This is a genomic window from Pseudomonas sp. TE3895 (assembly GCF_056278855.1).
On record NZ_JBWBQE010000001.1, the window covers coordinates 4,213,105 to 4,229,649 of the forward strand.

Annotated in this window: 14 protein-coding genes; 7 read left to right on the plus strand and 7 right to left on the minus strand. The window is 64.1% G+C overall.

What is annotated here, in order from left to right:
• Positions 1–30 precede the first annotated feature (30 nt).
• The 3 genes from ACZ889_RS18915 to ACZ889_RS18925 all read left to right on the plus strand — a co-directional run bounded on the left by ACZ889_RS18915 (position 31) and on the right by ACZ889_RS18925 (position 4,936).
• The gene (locus ACZ889_RS18915) at positions 31–1,983 is read left to right on the plus strand and encodes an acetoacetate--CoA ligase (RefSeq protein WP_476257684.1); all 1,953 of its coding nucleotides are present in this window, start codon (positions 31–33) and stop codon (positions 1,981–1,983) included.
• 87 nt (positions 1,984–2,070) lie between these two features.
• Positions 2,071–2,346 (plus strand): peptidylprolyl isomerase, encoded by a 276-nt coding sequence (locus ACZ889_RS18920; RefSeq protein WP_012272428.1) that lies wholly within the window; start codon positions 2,071–2,073, stop codon positions 2,344–2,346.
• A 112-nt stretch (positions 2,347–2,458) separates the two neighbouring features.
• Positions 2,459–4,936 carry an autotransporter family protein gene (locus ACZ889_RS18925; RefSeq protein ID WP_476257685.1) on the plus strand — a complete coding sequence of 826 codons (2,478 nt, stop codon included), beginning with the start codon at positions 2,459–2,461 and terminating at the stop codon, positions 4,934–4,936.
• Here ACZ889_RS18925 and ACZ889_RS18930 read toward each other — a convergent pair.
• Complete coding sequence (locus tag ACZ889_RS18930; protein ID WP_003248288.1) at positions 4,933–5,556, minus strand: LysE family translocator; 624 nt, start codon at positions 5,554–5,556, stop codon at positions 4,933–4,935. The genes ACZ889_RS18925 and ACZ889_RS18930 overlap by 4 nt on opposite strands.
• A 131-nt stretch (positions 5,557–5,687) precedes the next feature.
• Here ACZ889_RS18930 and ACZ889_RS18935 point away from each other — a divergent pair, with 131 nt between their 5' ends.
• Positions 5,688–6,497 carry a helix-turn-helix transcriptional regulator gene (locus ACZ889_RS18935; RefSeq protein WP_476257686.1) on the plus strand — a complete coding sequence of 270 codons (810 nt, stop codon included), beginning with the start codon at positions 5,688–5,690 and terminating at the stop codon, positions 6,495–6,497.
• A gap of 82 nt (positions 6,498–6,579) precedes the next feature.
• Positions 6,580–7,194 carry a LysE family translocator gene (locus ACZ889_RS18940; RefSeq protein ID WP_180689995.1) on the plus strand — a complete coding sequence of 205 codons (615 nt, stop codon included), beginning with the start codon at positions 6,580–6,582 and terminating at the stop codon, positions 7,192–7,194.
• On the opposite strand, the gene ACZ889_RS18945 is transcribed toward ACZ889_RS18940, so the two are convergent.
• A complete protein-coding gene (locus ACZ889_RS18945; RefSeq protein ID WP_180689994.1) occupies positions 7,142–7,867 on the minus strand; it encodes a serine/threonine protein phosphatase in 726 nt (241 codons plus the stop codon). The two genes, ACZ889_RS18940 and ACZ889_RS18945, sit on opposite strands and share 53 nt — an antisense overlap.
• Positions 7,868–8,081: 214 nt before the next feature.
• Between ACZ889_RS18945 and ACZ889_RS18950 the strand changes: the two genes are divergently transcribed.
• Together ACZ889_RS18950 and ACZ889_RS18955 are read left to right on the plus strand one after the other, a co-directional pair.
• Positions 8,082–8,825, plus strand: a complete 744-nt coding sequence (locus ACZ889_RS18950; RefSeq protein ID WP_047604885.1) for a carbon-nitrogen hydrolase family protein — start codon at positions 8,082–8,084, stop codon at positions 8,823–8,825.
• Positions 8,822–9,064 carry a hypothetical protein gene (locus tag ACZ889_RS18955; protein ID WP_010953917.1) on the plus strand — a complete coding sequence of 81 codons (243 nt, stop codon included), beginning with the start codon at positions 8,822–8,824 and terminating at the stop codon, positions 9,062–9,064. The genes ACZ889_RS18950 and ACZ889_RS18955 overlap by 4 nt, the downstream gene beginning before the upstream one ends.
• A 4-nt stretch (positions 9,065–9,068) precedes the next feature.
• On the opposite strand, the gene ACZ889_RS18960 is transcribed toward ACZ889_RS18955, so the two are convergent.
• The 5 genes from ACZ889_RS18960 to ACZ889_RS18980 form a co-directional block, all read right to left on the minus strand.
• Positions 9,069–9,569, minus strand: coding sequence for a methylated-DNA--[protein]-cysteine S-methyltransferase (locus ACZ889_RS18960; protein WP_004576657.1), 501 nt, complete (start codon positions 9,567–9,569; stop codon positions 9,069–9,071).
• A gap of 70 nt (positions 9,570–9,639) precedes the next feature.
• On the minus strand, positions 9,640–10,440 hold the full coding sequence (locus ACZ889_RS18965; RefSeq protein WP_180689992.1) for a lipopolysaccharide biosynthesis protein: 801 nt from the start codon (positions 10,438–10,440) through the stop codon (positions 9,640–9,642).
• A gap of 206 nt (positions 10,441–10,646) precedes the next feature.
• Positions 10,647–12,299 (minus strand): fatty acid--CoA ligase, encoded by a 1,653-nt coding sequence (locus ACZ889_RS18970; RefSeq protein ID WP_476257687.1) that lies wholly within the window; start codon positions 12,297–12,299, stop codon positions 10,647–10,649.
• Entirely contained in the window at positions 12,299–14,077 is a 1,779-nt protein-coding gene (locus ACZ889_RS18975) for an acyl-CoA dehydrogenase C-terminal domain-containing protein (protein WP_180689990.1), read from the minus strand. The genes ACZ889_RS18970 and ACZ889_RS18975 overlap by 1 nt, the downstream gene beginning before the upstream one ends.
• Positions 14,070–16,535 carry an efflux RND transporter permease subunit gene (locus ACZ889_RS18980; protein ID WP_180689989.1) on the minus strand — a complete coding sequence of 822 codons (2,466 nt, stop codon included), beginning with the start codon at positions 16,533–16,535 and terminating at the stop codon, positions 14,070–14,072. Before ACZ889_RS18980 ends, ACZ889_RS18975 begins: the two co-directional genes overlap by 8 nt.
• Between the last annotated feature and the right edge of the window lie 10 nt (positions 16,536–16,545).

The following is a 16,545-nucleotide window of genomic DNA, read 5'->3' on the forward strand; positions in this document are numbered from 1 at the left end:
CTGCTTTTGTTCCGGTAAAGGAGATTCGGCATGAACGATGTGCTCTGGCGCCCGTCCACAACGCAGATCGAGGCCAGCCGGATGGATGCCTTCCGCCGCCGGGTCAACCTGCGCTACAACCTGCAACTCAACGACTACCAGGCCCTGCACGGCTGGAGCATCGAACAGCGGCCCGCCTTCTGGCAAACCCTGGCCGAGTATTTCCACGTTCATTGGCATACGCCGCCCAGCCAGGTGCTTAGCGAAGGGCCGCAAATGCCCGATGCACAGTGGTTCGCCAATGCCACCCTGAACTTTGCCGAACACCTGCTGCGCCGCCGCGACGACCGCCCGGCCGTGGTCGCCGTGCGCGAAGACGGCCAACGCGAAGTGTTCACCCATGCCGAACTGGCCGCACAGGTGGCCGGGCTGCAAACGGCATTCAAGGCTGCAGGTATCGTCCCGGGCGACCGGGTAGCCGCCATCATGCCCAATACCTGGCAAACACTGGTGGCCATGCTCGCCTGCACCAGCCTTGGCGCGGTCTGGTCTACCTCCTCGCCCGAGTTCGGTGTGCACGGCATCATCGACCGCTTCGGCCAGATCGAACCCAAGCTGCTGATCGTCTGCGCCGGTTACCAGTATGCGGGCAAGGCCATCGACCAGGTGACCAAGGTCAACCAGGTGTGCGCGCAGTTGCCTGGCCTGGAGCAGCTGATCGTGGTGCCCCATACCCGCAAAGGCACGCGTGCCGATGAATTCCAGGCAGCCAACGTCAGCCTGTGGGATGACTTCTTCCAGCCCGGCGGCGAGCCCCGTTTCACCCCGCTGCCGTTCGACCACCCGCTGTACATCCTCTATTCCAGTGGCACCACCGGCGTGCCCAAGTGCATTGTCCATCGCGCCGGAGGCGTGCTGTTGCAACACCTCAAGGAACACGGCCTGCACAACGACCTGAAGGCCGATGACGTGCTGTTCTACTACACCACCTGCGGCTGGATGATGTGGAACTGGCTGGCCAGCGGCCTGGCGGTGGGTGCCACGCTGGTGCTGTACGACGGCTCGCCGTTCCACCCAGGCCCCGAGCGGCTTCTGGACCTGATAGAGGCCGAGGGCATCCACGCCTTCGGCACCAGCGCCAAGTACCTGGCGGCACTGGAGCAGGCAGGCCTGGAACCTGCCAACAGCCACTGCCTGACCAGCCTGCGGCTGCTGCTGTCCACCGGTTCGCCGCTGTCACCGCACAGCTATGACTATGTGTACGACAAGATCAAGGCCGACCTGTGGCTCGTGTCCATGTCGGGCGGTACGGACATTGTCTCCTGCTTCGTGCTGGGCAACCCGACCCTGCCTGTGCGTCGTGGCGAAATCCAGTGCAAGGGCCTGGGTATGGCGGTGGAGGTGTGGAACGAGCAGGGTCAGCCCGTGGTGGACGAAAAAGGCGAACTGGTGTGCACGCGCAACTTCCCCTCGATGCCACTCGGTTTCTGGAGCGACCCGGACGGTCGCCGTTACCACGATGCCTACTTCAGCCAGTTTCCGGGGGTGTGGGCCCAGGGCGACTACGCCGAGCAGCGTGCCAGCGGGGGCATGGTGATCCACGGTCGCTCCGACGCCGTGCTCAACCCGGGCGGCGTGCGCATTGGCACGGCGGAGATCTACCGCCAGGTGGAAAAGGTCGAACAGGTTGTGGAAAGCGTGGCCATCGGCCAGGACTGGAACGGGGATGTGCGGGTGGTGCTGTTCGTGCGCCTGCAAGACGGCCTGCAGCTGGATGAAGCCTTGCGCCAGCACATCCGTCAGGTGATACGCCAGTACACCACGCCCCGCCATGTGCCGGCGGTGATCGCCCAGGTCAGTGACATACCGCGCACCATCAGTGGCAAGCTGGTGGAACTGGCGATTCGCGATGTGGTGCATGGGCGGCCGGTGAAGAACACCGATGCCCTGGCCAACCCGGAGGCGCTGGAGCAGTTTCGCGATCGTGCTGAGCTGAAGAGCTGACATTCATCGCGGCCATTTGGGCGCGATCGCTTCAACGGGATTCAATCAGGCATAATGCCGCCTTTTTCCCCGATGCACAGGTAGCCCATGAAAGCCCAAGCCCGCCACATTCTGGTCAAGACCGCTGACGAAGCCGAAAAGCTCAAGCAGCGCATCGCCAACGGCGAGGCTTTCGACGTGCTCGCGAAAAAGTTCTCTCTTTGCCCATCCGGCAAGCGTGGTGGTGACCTGGGCGAAGTTCGCCCGGGGCAGATGGTCGGCGCCATCGATCAGGTGATCTTCAAGAAGCCTTTGCGTGTGGTACACGGGCCGATCAAGAGCAAATTCGGCTACCACCTGGTGCAAACGTTCTACCGCGACTAACGCGCTAGCCCTTTGCCACCTGACATTTTTGCCAGTTGTGGTCGTGACGCACTCCTCTATACAACCCCGGTAACCCTGTGCACCACGCGTGGTGCGCAGGTTTCCCTGGTGAATGGAGGTTTTCCTGATGCGTCTACGCCTGATGCTGACCCTGGGTTCGCTCCCGCTGCTGGGCATGGCCTCGCCCGCTGCACACGCGGCTTGTACCTTCTCACCCGGCCCGGGTAACGACACCTACACCTGTGACAGCGGCACTGCGCCCTCGCTGGTGGACACCAGCGGTGATAACCGCCTGGTATTCCCGGCATCCGGTCGCGGCACCATTACCGGCGACGTAACCTTTGGCGCCGGCAGAGACAGCATCGACATGGCCTCTGGCAGCGTCGGCGGAAACGTCAACCAAGGCGCTGGCATCGATGACTTCGTCATGAGCGGCGGCGTCATCGAAGGCAACCTCAACCAGGGTGATGGCCTGGACACCTTTCACATGAGCGGCGGCTGGATCAAGGGCACGTTCGACAGCGGCGACTATGCCGAAATGGACGACGGGCGTATCGGCAACGTCAACATGCGGCTGGACGAGAACACCTTCATCATGCGTGGCGGCAGCGTCGACCGGAACGTCATCACGGCCTTCGACAAGGACTACATCGAAGTCTTCGATGGCAACATCGGCGGCAACATCAGCGTCAGCGGTGGCGACGACCAGGTGCTGGTGCACGGTGGCCAGGTTGGCGGCGATGTGTTGCTGAGCTCTGGCAACGACCGCTTCACCTGGGACGGAGGCCGTATTGTCGGGCGCGTGGATGCCGGCCCAGGTGATGACACGGCACTGCTCAAAGGCCTTACGCCCGAGGTACTGAGTATCACGTTGGACGGCGGCGAAGGTGACGACAGCCTGACGTTCGATGCCAGCCAGCCGGCAGGCGGTGCCCACTATGTGAACTGGGAACGCGTGGCGCTGAACAACGGCAGCCGGCTGGCACTGGATGACACGCTGGTACTGGGCGACAGTGACAGCAGCACGGGCAGCCTCACCCTCGACGCCAGCAGCAGCATCACTTCACGCCAAGGGGTGATCACTGCGTTTGCCCCTGGCCAGCGCGCCGCAATCAGCAACGCAGGCACACTTGACCTCACCGCCGGCAATGATGCCATGGGCCGCTTGAGCATCGAGGGCGATTACACCGGCAACAACGGCACCCTGCGCCTGAACAGCGTGCTGGCCGGCGATGGCGCTGCTTCCGATCGCCTGGTGGTCAGCCGCGGCGCCATCGCCGGCTCTACCCAGGTGCTCATCAACAACCTCAACGGCGCAGGTGCGGCGACGGCGCAGAACGGCATCCAGGTGGTCGAAGCCCGTGACGGCGCCACCAGCACGGCCACCGCCTTTGTACAGACCCAAAGGCTATCGGCCGGAGCCTACGACTATCGGCTGTTCAAAGGGGGCGTCACTGCCGGCAGTGAAAACAGCTGGTACCTGCGCTCGACGCTGGTTGCGCCACCCGCCCCAGCCCCTGTGCCGGCACCGGGCGAGCCGCCCGTGATCGCCCCGGCCGTCACCCCGCCCGTCGCTGCGCCAGCGCCCGGCCAGGCCGAGCTGCCGGCGCCGGTGCAGGGCCAAAGCCTGCCGCTGTACCGCCCCGAGGTCCCGGTGTATGCCGCAGCGCCGCGGGGTGCCGCGATCATCGCCCGTCAGGCATTGGGCACCTTCCACCAACGCCAGGGCGACCAGCTGTTACTGCAGGGTGAAAGCGCCCTGCCCGCCAGCTGGGGGCAAGCCTACGGCGGCACGCTGCGCCAGCAATGGAGCGGCACGGTCAGCCCGAGCCTGGATGGCGACCTGTACGGTTTCAAGGTGGGCCAGGACCTGTATGCCAAGGTTGGCGAGAACGGTTACCGCCAGCATGTTGGTATCTACGTAAGCCATAGCCGCCTGGACGCCGACGTCAAAGGGTTTGCCCTGGCCGTTCACGACCGCAGCGTGGGCGACCTTAAACTCGATGGCGACAGCGTGGGCACCTACTGGACGCTGGTCGGGCCACAGGGCGCGTACCTGGACGCGGTGTTGCAATACACCCGCCTGGATGGCCGCGCCCGCTCCGAGCGTGGCGACACGCTGAACCTCGACGGCCACGCCTTGACAGCTTCACTGGAATCGGGCTACCCCATCACCCTGTCCGAGCACTGGCGCGTGGAACCGCAAGCTCAGCTGATTGCGCAAAAGGTCGCGCTGGACAGCGCCAGCGACAGCGTCTCGCGCATCAGTCATGACGCCCAGGTCGAGCTGACCGGCCGTTTGGGCCTGCGCCTGGAGGGTGCGTTCACGGGGAGCAGCGGGCGCCTGTTGCAGCCCTATGCGCAGGTCAACCTGTGGCACGGCGACGGTGGGCGCGACACCTTGAGCTTCGATGACGCAGACAAGATCAAGACCGATTACCGCTATACCTCAGTGCAACTGGAAAGCGGTGTGGTAGCGCAGGTCAACGAAGCGCTGAGCCTGCATGGCGGCGTGCAGTACACCGCCAACCTGGACAGCCGCCAGCAGGAAGCCAGCGGCGTTAACCTGGGCGTGCGCTGGCAGTTCTAGCGGCGCGCAGCCAGCAGACCGAGGCCCGCGCAGCCCAGCAAGGAGGCGCTGACCCGGTTGAACATCCGGCGTGGGCCGGGCTGGCTGAACCAGCGCTGCATGTAGGCGCCCAGGCCTGAGTAGATGGCAATGGCCGCCCATTCCAGCAGCAGGAACAACACACCCAGCCAAAGGAACTGCTCACTCACCGGGGTGCTGCTACCGACCGAGACGAACTGCGGCAGGAAGGCGGTGAAGATCAGGATGGCCTTGGGGTTACCGGCCGCCACCCAGAACTCCTGGCGCGCCAGGCGCCAAGTGCCGCCTGGGTGATCGCTTGCCACCACGGCCTCGCTCACAGGTGCGCGCCACAGTTGCCAGGCGATGTAGAACAGGTAGGCCGCGCCCACCACCTTGATGGCCAGGAACAGGTATTCGCTGGTATGCAACACCACTGCCAGGCCCATCGCTGCCAGGGCGATCATGCCGCAGAAGGCAAGGATACGGCCGGCGCCGGCCACACAGGCGGTGCGCAGGCCGTAACGGCTGGCGTTGTGCAGTGACAACAGGTTGTTGGGCCCTGGCGCCATGTTCAAGGCGAAGCAAGCGGGGATGAAGAGCAGCAGGCTTGAAAGGTCCATTCTCGTTTTCCTCTGACAACAGCCCTCTATTTCGGCGCGTTCCGGGCCCTGCGGTCAAGTAACAGCCAGCGATAAAAACTGTACGGGTGCGCGGCACCTGTTACCCTGCCGACAATACCGAGGAGCCTGTAATGCCCCGTTCCCACGCCGCCCTGTGGCGCGACCCGGCCCTGGCACATGTCGAAAGCCGGCGCGCCTGCCACAGCCGGGCCTGCTACAAGGCCCACAGCCACCCGACGTTTTCCATCGGTGCGGTAGATGCTGGCTGCAGCCATTTCACCGGGGCTGCCGACGGGCAGCATCACTTGGCACCCGGCACGCTGGTACTGGTCCCGGCCCACCGCGTGCATGCCTGCAATCCGGCACCCGGCCTGGCGTGGAGCTATCAGATGCTGCATGTGGATGCCGACTGGCTGACGCAGTTACGCCTGGAGTCGGGCCTTGGCGGTATCGAAGCCGGGGAACCGGTGCGTATCTGCAGGGAGGCTGAGGTGTATCGGCAGTTCTGCGCGCTGAACAGGTTACTGTTTTCCAGTGCCTGCAATGGCGAGAAAGATGCGGCGCTGATTGCCTTTCTGGGGGACCTGGACGTTGCCGCGCACCCACCGCTGGCAGCGGCCCCCGTCCTGAAAGCCGCCACCTTGAGCGGGTTGCTTGCACGCATCGAACACCAGGACCCTGCGCAATTGAGCCTGGAGGTGTTGGCGCGGGAGGCCGGGCTTGGGCGCTATCAACTGATCCGCGCGTTTCGAGCGGCTACCGGGTTTACCCCGCATGCCTACCTGCTCAATGCCCGGGTCAATCGCGGGCGGCAACTGTTGAGTGAAGGGCTGGCCCTGGCGGAAGTGGCCTACCAGCTTGGCTTTGCTGACCAAAGCCATTTCCAGCGGGTGTTCAAGGCCCATGTGGGGGTTACGCCGGGGCAGTACCGCGGAAACTGAAGGCCGCTGCAGGTGCAATATTGTTCAATACGCCAGAACGGGCCCGGCAGCAGACTGCGGTTTTTCCGCAGAGCAGCCCCCAATGCAACAATTCATGATCATCGCCCTGGCCCACTTCCTTGCCCTGCTCTCACCTGGCCCGGACTTTTTCCTGGTCGCACGCAACGCGATCAACAGCGGCTGGCGCATCGCCAGCGGCGCTTGCCTGGGCATAGCGCTGGCCAATGGCGCGTTCATCGTCATCGCCTTCACCGGGCTTTCGGTACTGCAGCAGGGCAGCCTGCTGTTCACCGCCCTGCAACTGGCCGGGGCCAGCTACCTGCTGTACATCGGCGTGCTGTTCCTGCGCCATGCCGGGCAAACCAGCCTGGGCTCAGTCGCCGGCAGCCAGCGGGTGCATGGCTGGTGGCGCAGTTTGGGCATGGGCTTCCTATCCGGCATCCTCAACCCCAAGAACGCGCTGTTCTATGCCAGCCTGGCCAGCATGGTCGCCAGCGTCAGCCCCGGCTGGAAAACGGCCTACGCCCTATGGATGTTCAGCATCGTCCTGCTCTGGGACTTGCTTGTCGCCGTGGCCATCGGCAACCAGCGGGTACTGCGGCGCTTCGCCCGCAGCCTGGCGTGGCTGGAGCGGGCCTCGGGGGTCATGCTGGTGATGTTGGCAGGGGCGTTGTTGCTGCATCTGGCCTGGGGCTGACCCGTTGCAAGGTGCGCATGTCGACCAAGGTGAAATGACCGCTGGCCCAGCCCCCCGTGTCCAGGTGCCACACATTGCCTAGCAGCTTGGCCTCCAGCACCGGGGTGTGGCCGACCAGCAGGGCTCGCAGGCCCTGCACCGGTTGGGTGTCACCCTCTTTCAGGCGCCGACGTGACCACTGGCACACTTGGCGCACGTCAGGGTCGTCATCCAGCTCCAGCCAGGAGCGTAAGACTGCCCAGTCGGCAAACGGGCTGTCGGCATGCAGCAGGCCTACCAGACCGTCCGCACTCTCCACTTCCATGGCAATCGGCAACTGCTCGAAACGCTCCACGAAACGCAGTTGCTCGCGCCGCGGCAAGTCGAGGAACCAACCACCCCCGGCGGCGCGGTACATGCCCAGGTCGAGCCGCCCACCGCGCACGCGGGTGATTGCCAAGGCCTCATGATTGCCCTGGACGGCATGGAACCAAGGCTGGGCCAGCCAGTCCAGCGCTGCCTCGCTGTGCGGCCCACGGTCGACCAGGTCACCTACGCTGAACAGTCGGTCCACCGCCGGATCGAACCCTACCGCATCCAGGCATTGTTGCAGGCGCTGGAAGTGGCCATGGATATCGCCCACGGCCAGATCCCGTCCCCGGATATTGGCGATCATCCGCCGAAACCGTGCCATTACAGTGTTCCTCCGCTGGTAGCACCCTGCCCGCCTTTGCGCGGGCCGTGCGCATGGCGCTGTCACTGGACAGCATGGCACAAGGTACCGTGGCTGCGCAGGTCGGGGGGCGTTTTGCTGCGCACCCCAGGCTTCCTGAAAAACCCTTCACTGGAACAGGCGTTGGTGCCGATAGTATGCTCGGCACGTCAATCTTCACCAGGGAATGGTTCTGATGAAACTGTGCGCCGTACAACTGGCGTCGCTCAAGGGCGATTTGCCAGGCAACCTCCAGCGCCATCTGGTTTGCATCGAGCAGGCCGCGGCCCTGGGTGCCGAACTGGTGGTGTTCCCCGAGCTGTCGCTGACCGGCTATGAGCCGAGTGTGGCGCGCCAGGCCGCCCTGCCCGTCACCTCCGCGCGCCTGGACCCGCTGCAGGCAGCCTGCGACCGCTTGGGCATTACCGTTGCCGTGGGCCTGCCATTGCCGACGCCCGACGGCATACGCATCGGCATGCCCATCTTCTGCCCTGAGGCGCCCCGCCAGGCCTATGCCAAGCAGCGCTTGCATGATGATGAGCTGCCTTACTTCACCCCAGGTGATCAGGCATTGCTGCTGGAGGTGGGTGAACACCGGGTGGCGCCGGCGATCTGCTACGAATCGATGTTCCTGGCGCATGCCGCCGTGGCCCGCGAGCGCGGTGCCGACTTGTACCTGGTCAGCGTTGCGAAAACCGCCAAGGGTATCCGCGAGGGATATGCGCACTACCCAGAGGTGGCACGCGAGCTGGGCATGCCGGTATTGATGGCCAACTGCGTGGGGCCGGCCGACACCTTCATCGGTGCTGGCGGTTCTGCAGCATGGGACAGCCAGGGGCACTTGCTGGCCAGCCTGGATGACCACAGTGAAGGGCTGATCGTACTCGACACCCGCAGTGCCAGCGCGATCACCCTGCCCTTGGCACCGTACCTTGCATGATCTATCTGTTTCTAGCGTTGCTGAGTTACGCCTGCACCTACTGTCTGGTCGGCTTGCTGATTCAGGGTCAACTTGCCGATGTGGCCGAGGGTTTGCGCCATCGGCCCGATGCGCCTACGCCCGGCGAGTACCTGCGTGAGGTCGGGCCCCGCGCACGTCAGGCCCGGCGGCAATACACCCTGATCGCCGGTTCGGTGCTGGCTGTGCTGGCCTGCCTGATCGCCAGCGGGTTCGGTTGACGCCTTACAGGTCCAGTGCCAGGCTTTGCCGCCCTTCCAGCGCCAGCAGATACTGCTTGGCCGCCAGGCCACCGGCAAAGCCGGTCAGGCTGCCCGACGCGCCGATTACCCGGTGACAGGGAGCAATGATCGAAATCGGGTTGCGGCCATTGGCAGCGCCAACCGCGCGTACCGCCCTGGGGTTGCCGAGCTGCCGGGCAATGTCGCTGTAGCTGCGGGTTTCGCCGAACGGTATCGCCAGCAACGCGGCCCACACCTGGCGCTGGAACTCAGTACCGGCAAAGTCCAGTGCCAGCTCGAAACGCTGGCGCTTGCCGTCAAAGTACTCGCCCAGCTGGCGAGCGGTTTCCCGCAGTACCGGGCACTGGTCGTCCCGGTGCAGTGCGCCCAGGCGTACGCGGTTTTCCCGCTCCTCTTCCCACAATACGGCTGCCAGGCAATTGCCACGGGCCACAAGGGTCAGCATGCCGACGGGCGATGGCATGATCGTGAATGCGCTGGACATAGCAGGCTCCTGCAAGTTGCGATCGGCCCACTGTACGCATCCACAGTCCTTGATGCACCCGCTTTCTTGCTCAGTTCATTGCGCAGCCGGCAATGTGCCGCGCCTGGCTGAGCGTGACCTTGGGTATCAGCTCAGCGGGAATGCGTGATGTTGCCGACAGGTTGTAGACGTGGAAATGCTCGCTGACCACTTCCCTGGCCATCAGCTTCAACGACGGCAGGATGCGGCTGTCCCAATGCTGATCGAGCCCGCACGGCGAAGACGGGCCTTGGCCGTCCTCGTAAAAGCGCCCGACGCTCTGGTCGAGGTCAACCCCCACCAGCAACACTTCCTCGAAGCCCAGGTGATAGGCCAACTGCAAGGCCACATAAGCCACCGTGCGGGCATCGAAAAAGCCATGGCCCATGTCTTTACTGAAGGCGATCGAGCGGCTGCGTTTGCTCCACAGTGCCCGGTTGCACACGCAACTGTCACCATGGCCGCGCAAACCGTCCAGCAGGCTCGGCATATCGGCTTTGTGCAAGGCATAACACTGGGTGTGAGCTGGCACATCGGTACGCGCATACTGCTCTGGCCACAAGGCCAGGCGTTCGCTGTCGCGCACGGCAGTGGCGAACAAGGCCGGCTGTTGCTGGCAAAAGCTTTTGTCGGTGCACACGTAGAAGAAGGGTTTGATGCCGTGTTCGGCGGTCATGGCGACCGAGCCATTCATGGCGATGATGGGCAAGTGCGCAAACTCGCCCAGCGGAAAATGTTTGGCAGAAGCGCCGGAGGCAAGGATCACCACGGGGCCCTGTTGGGAATTGCGACACGCCTCGAAACCGGAGAACGCCCCGCGTTCAGCGCTTGGCTGCGACGGAAGTGTGTTCATCAATGGCATCTTTAACTGGACAGTACAAACCACAATACTGATCCGTGTATATGCCGTGGCCGCTTTTACCTAACTTTACGTGGGTGAACTTAAGTCAACCGCCATTCCCTTGTTTGGCGGGGTTTTGGGGCTGCTGAGCGCGCGGGCAAAGACCCCGCCAGCAACAAGATGGGGCGCAAGGCGCCCCCAAGCATCGCAAGCCACTTCTATATTGCAGTCTGGCGAATGCGTTTCTTGTCGATCTTGCCGACACTGGTCTTGGGGATCTCGTCCACACACCGCACCTGCCGCGGTATCGCCCATTTGGCCAGGTGCCCGCTGTCAACATACGGCTGCAGGTGCCTGGCCAATGCCGGCTGGTCCAACTGCACACCGTCATGACAGACCACCAAGGCCAAAGGTTGTTCCCCCCACTGTGGATCAGGAATACCGATCACCGCGACCGAGGCGACGGACGGGTGCTGGCTGATCAGGTTTTCCAGCGCCACCGAACTGATCCACTCGCCACCGGTCTTGATCACATCCTTGATGCGATCGCGGATACGCACCACGCCCAGCGAGTCGATACAGGCCAGGTCACCGGTATTCATCCAGCCACCCAGCCACAGCGCCGCGCCTTGCTCCGGTTCGTGCAGGTAACCCTGGCTCAGCCAAGGCGCGCGCACCACGATTTCGCCCAGGCTCGCACCATCGTGCGGTACTTCCCTGCCCTCGCTATCGACGATGCGCAGGTCCACCAAGGCAAGCGGCACACCGGCATCGATGCGCAGCGGCAGTTGCTGCGCCATGGGCTGTGCCAGCAAGTCGGTGCTCAGGTGGGTGATGCTGAGCAGCGGGCAGCTTTCCGACATGCCGTAGCCACAATGCACACTGATGCCGCGTGCGCTGGCACGCTGGGCCAGGCTCAGCGTCAGGGCGCTGCCGCCCAGCAGCATCTTCCAGCCGGTCAGGTCGGTGCAGCGCCCTTGCTCGCTGTCGAGCATCATTTGCAGCACCGTCGGTACGCAATGGGAGAACGTCACCCCCTCGTCATGGAACAGGCGCACCAGGCGGTTGGGCTCGTAGCGCCCGGGGTAGACCTGCTTGATGCCCAGCGCCGTGGCCACATAGGGCACGCCCCAGGCATGCACGTGGAACATGGGCGTGATCGGCATGTACACATCGCCGGTGCGCAGCAACGGTACCTCCCCACACGCGGCCAAGGTGCCCTGCTCGACCAGGGTATGCAGCACCAGTTGCCGGTGGCTGAAGTACACCCCCTTGGGGTTGCCGGTGGTACCGCTGGTATAGAACAGTGTGGCCAGCGAGTTTTCGTCGAAGTCGGCAAATTCGAACTGTGGCGCTGCAGCCGCCAGCATGGCTTCGTATTCGCCCAGCAAAGGCACTGTCTGCGCGGCGGCAGCGCCGTCGCTGAGGCGGATGATGCCCTCGACTGCCGGCAGGTCGGCGCATAGCTGCTGCATCAATGGCAGGAAGTCGTCATGCGCCAGTACCCACCGATCCTCGGCGTGGTTCATGGTGTAGCGCACCTGCTCGCTGGACAGCCGCACGTTCACCGTATGCAAAACCGCGCCCAGCATTGGTACGGCAAAGAAACATTCCAGTGCCCGGTGGCTGTCCCAGTCGAGCAATGCCACCGTGTCGCCAGGCTTGACCCCGGCCGTGGTCAGCACGTTGGCCAGCCGTTGGATGCGTTCCAGCAACGTGGTGTAGGTGTAGCGCAGCTTGTCGGCGTAGACGATTTCCTGGTTGGGCTGGTAGCGCACACCCGACAGCAGCAGGCGTTTGATCAGCAGCGGATAGGCATAGGCCTGCTCGGCCCGGGGCATGACGCGAGTGGTGAGTATGTTGGTGGCCATCACAGTTGCTCGGCCTTGAGCAGGTACAGGCTATCGCTGCCAGCCCTGACACTGGCGCTGAGCGAATGGATGCGTGGTAGCAGGCGTGCAAAGTAGAAGCGCGCGGTACCGAGCTTGCTGAGGTGGAACGGCTCAGGTGCCGCTTGGCCCTGGCACACCACGGCCATGCGCGCCCACAGGTAGGCGTAGAAGGTGTAGCCAAACACGTGCAGGTACTCCACCGCCGCCGCGCCAAGCTCGCGTGGGTTGCCTTGGCTGCGGTCGAGCAGCCACGCACTCAGTTCGTCAAGGTTGTGCACGGCAGCCAGCAGTGGCGCACTGAACTCGGCGTGCGCCACTGGCAGCGCCTGGGCAAAGCTGACGATTTCGTCAGATAGGCCACGGTAGGCCTTGCCGCCATCACCAAATAGCTTGCGCCCTACCAGGTCGAGCGCCTGGATGCCATTGGTGCCTTCGTAGATCTGGGTAATGCGGCAGTCACGAATCAACTGCTCCTGGCCCCACTCGCGGATATAGCCGTGGCCACCCAGCACCTGCTGGCCGTGCAGGGTAGTCTCCAGTCCCATGTCGGTGAGGAAGGCTTTGGCTACCGGCGTAAGCAACGCCACCTTGGCCTCGGCATTGGCGCGTGTAGCCGGGTCGTCGCTGTATTTGGCCAGGTCCAACTGCAACGCCACGTAGGTGGAAAATGCCCGCCCGCCTTCGTTCAGCGCTTTCATGGTCAGCAGCATGCGGCGTACGTCCGGGTGGACGATGATCGGGTCGGCAGACTGCGACGGCGCTTCGACACCCGACGGCGCGCGGCCTTGAAGACGATCACGGGCATAAGCGATGGCCCCCTGATAAGACCGCTCGCCCAGCGCCAGCCCCTGGATACCCACGCCCAGGCGCTCGTAGTTCATCATGGTGAACATGGCATTGAGGCCCTTGTTCGGCTCGCCGACCAGGTAGCCGATGGCGCCGTCGAAGTTCATCACGCAGGTGGCCGAGGCCTTGATGCCCATCTTGTGCTCGATCGAGCCGCAGCTCACTGCATTGGCCTCGCCAAGCACGCCGTCGGCGTCGACCAGCACCTTGGGCACCAGGAACAGCGAGATGCCTTTGGGGCCGGCCGGGGCATCCGGTAACCGCGCCAGCACCAGGTGGATGATGTTCTCGGTCAGGTCCTGCTCGCCGCCAGTGATGAAGACCTTGGTGCCGCTGATGCGGTAGCCGCCGTCGGCGAGGGGTTGTGCCCGGGTGCGGATCAGGCCCAGGTCGGTGCCGGCGTGGGGCTCGGTCAGGCACATCGAACCGGCCCAACGCCCTTGGTACATGGGTGGCAGGTACAGCGCCTGCAAAGCCTCACTGGCATGGTTGAGCAGTGCCAGGCAGGCCCCGGCGGTCAGCATCGGGTACAGGCCAAACGACAGGTTGGCGGCATTGAGCATCTCTTCGAGTTGGGCGCCGATCACCTTCGGCATGCCCATGCCGCCGTAGGCCGGGTCGCCGGCCACACCGACCCAGCCGTCAGCGGCAAATGCCCGGTAGGCATCGGCGAAGCCGTCGGGCGTGCGTACCAGGCCAGCCTCCCAGCGGCAGCCCTGCTCGTCGCCACTGCGGTTGAGCGGCGCCACTCGCTCGGCAATCAGCTTGCCGGCCTGCTCGAGTATGGCCCGGGCAGTGTCACCATCGACCACCTCGGCCAGTTCGGGCGTTTGCGCCCACCAGGTCGGGATGTCGAACACTTCGTTGAACAGAAAATCCATGTCGCGCAGTGGCGCAAGGTAATCAGACATGAGGCGAGCACTCGGTTTCTTGGGTTTGCGAAAGCGCCGGCGCCTGGGCATCGGCAGCTGCCGGGGCGCCCTGGCCGCGCAGGAGGAAGTGCGACAACGCGGGTATCAGCACCAGCGCGCCGAGCATGTTCCACAGGAACATGAAGGTCAGCAGCAGGCCCATGTCGGCCTGAAACTTGATTGGCGACCAAGCCCAGCCGGCTACGCCAGCGGCCAAGGTGATACCGACCAGCCCCACCACCCGACCGGTGAAGGCCAGGGCTTTCTGGTAGGCGTGGGCCAGGCTCAGGCCGGCGCGCTGGTAGTGCAACTGCACGCTGAGCAGATACAGCGCGTAGTCCACGCCAATGCCCACCCCCAGGGCGATCACCGGCAAGGTGGCGACCTTGACGCCGATGCCCATGGCCACCATCAACGCCTCGCACAGCACCGAGGTAAGCATCAGCGGCAGGATTGCCACCAGCGTCGCTCGCCAGCTGCGGAAGGTGACCAGGCAGAACAGGGTCACCGCCAGGTACACCAGCAACAGCATGCGGTGGTTGGCCTCGCGCACCACCTCGTTGGTGGCGGCCTCGATGCCGGCGCTGCCGGCGGCCAGCAGGAATTGGTGGTCAGCATTGCTGTTGGCCTGGGCGAAACGCTCAGCCGCTACAGCCACCTGGGCCAGCGTGTCGGCGCGGTGGTCCTTGAGGTAGGCGATCACCGGCATCAGCGAACAGTCGTTGTTGAACAGCTCCGGGGCGTTGACCGAGGCTTGCTGGGCGGCGTAGTTGAGCACGTCCTGGTTGCGCTGCAGGCTGTTCAGGCGCGCGTTGCCTTCGTAGGTACCCGCAGTGATCTGGCGCACCGCGTTTGCCAGCGACACGGTGGTCTGCACACCCGGCAGTTGCTGCAGCTCCCAGGCCAGGCGGTCGGCGAGGATCAGTGTCTGGTATTGCAGGCAGCCTTCGGGGGCCGTCTTGACCATGACCGCGAAGGTATCGCTGGACAGTGCGTAGTGCTGGGTGATGTAAGCGTTGTCGAGGTTGTAGCGCGAGTCCGCACGCAGCTCGGGGGCGCCACTGTCGAGGTCGCCGATTTTCAGCTGGAGGCTACCCCAGGTGCCTAGGGCGGCCAACGCCAGGGCAGCCAGCAGTGCAGCACTGGCCCACTTGCGTTCGGTGAATCGGTCAAGCAGCGCCCACAGCCGGCCGAAGCCACGGTGCTGATCCGCGCGAGCATCGATACGCAGCGCTCGCTCGGCTGCCTTGCGGCCCACACCGACATAGGACAGCGCCACCGGCATCAACAGCAACGAGGTAAAAATCAGCACCGCCACACCAATGCTGGCGGTGATTGCCAGGTCCTGGATCACCGGAATATCGATCAGCATCAGCACCGCAAAGCCCACGGCATCGGCCAGCAGTGCGGTGACCCCGGCCACGAACAGGCGGCGGAAGGTATAGCGGGCGGCAATCTGCCGGTGCGTACCGCGGCCTATGTCCTGAAGGATGCCGTTCATCTTCTGCGCCGCGTGCGACACGCCGATGGCAAAGATCAGGAACGGCACCAGGATCGAATACGGGTCGATGGCATAGCCCAGCCAGGCGACGATACCCAGCTGCCATACCACCGCAGTCAGCGAACACACCACCACCAGCAAGGTGCTGCGTACACAGCGGGTATAGCAGTAGATGATCACCAGGCTGGTCAGCACAGCCAGCGCAAAGAACGCCATCACCTGGATCAGGCCGTCGATCAGGTCGCCCATCAGCTTGGCGAAGCCGATCACATGAATGCGGTACTGGCCGCTGGCCTGGTACTGACTGCGCAATTGTTCGAGCTTTTGCGAAAAGGCATGGTAGTCCAGGCCTTTGCCGGTGGCTGAGTCCTGGTCCAGCAGCGGCACCACCAGCATGCTCGACTTGAAGTCGCGCGCTACCAGGCTGCCGACGATGTTGGCACGCTCGATGTTCTGCCTTAGCTGTTCGATATCACCGGCTGCGCCTTGATACCCGTCAGGCATGACCGGCCCGCCCTGGAAACCCTCCTCGGTAACCTCGGTCCATCGCACCGCCGGGCTCCACAAGGACTTCACCCATGCCCGGTCCACGCCTTGGCTGAGGAACAGTTCGTCGTTGATATGGCGCAGGGTCTGCAGGTAACCCGGGTCGAAGATATCACCGTGGGTGTTCTCTACCACCACCCGGACCGCATTGCCCAATCCGCGCAGCGAAGCGCGGTTTTCCAGGTAGTTCTGTATGTAGGGGTGGCTCTGCGGCAGCATTTTGTCAAAGCTGGGGCGCAGCTCCAGGCGCGTCGCCGCCATGAAGCCCAGCACCAACGTTGCCAGCAGCATGCACAGCAGAAATGGCCAGCGATGGTTGAACACCAGGCGTTCCAGGCGATTGCCCGAGCGTGGGTCGAAATCGGCGAGGTTGCGGATTACCGGAAGCGTATCTTGGCGGGTAGCGGCCATCAGGGTCTTC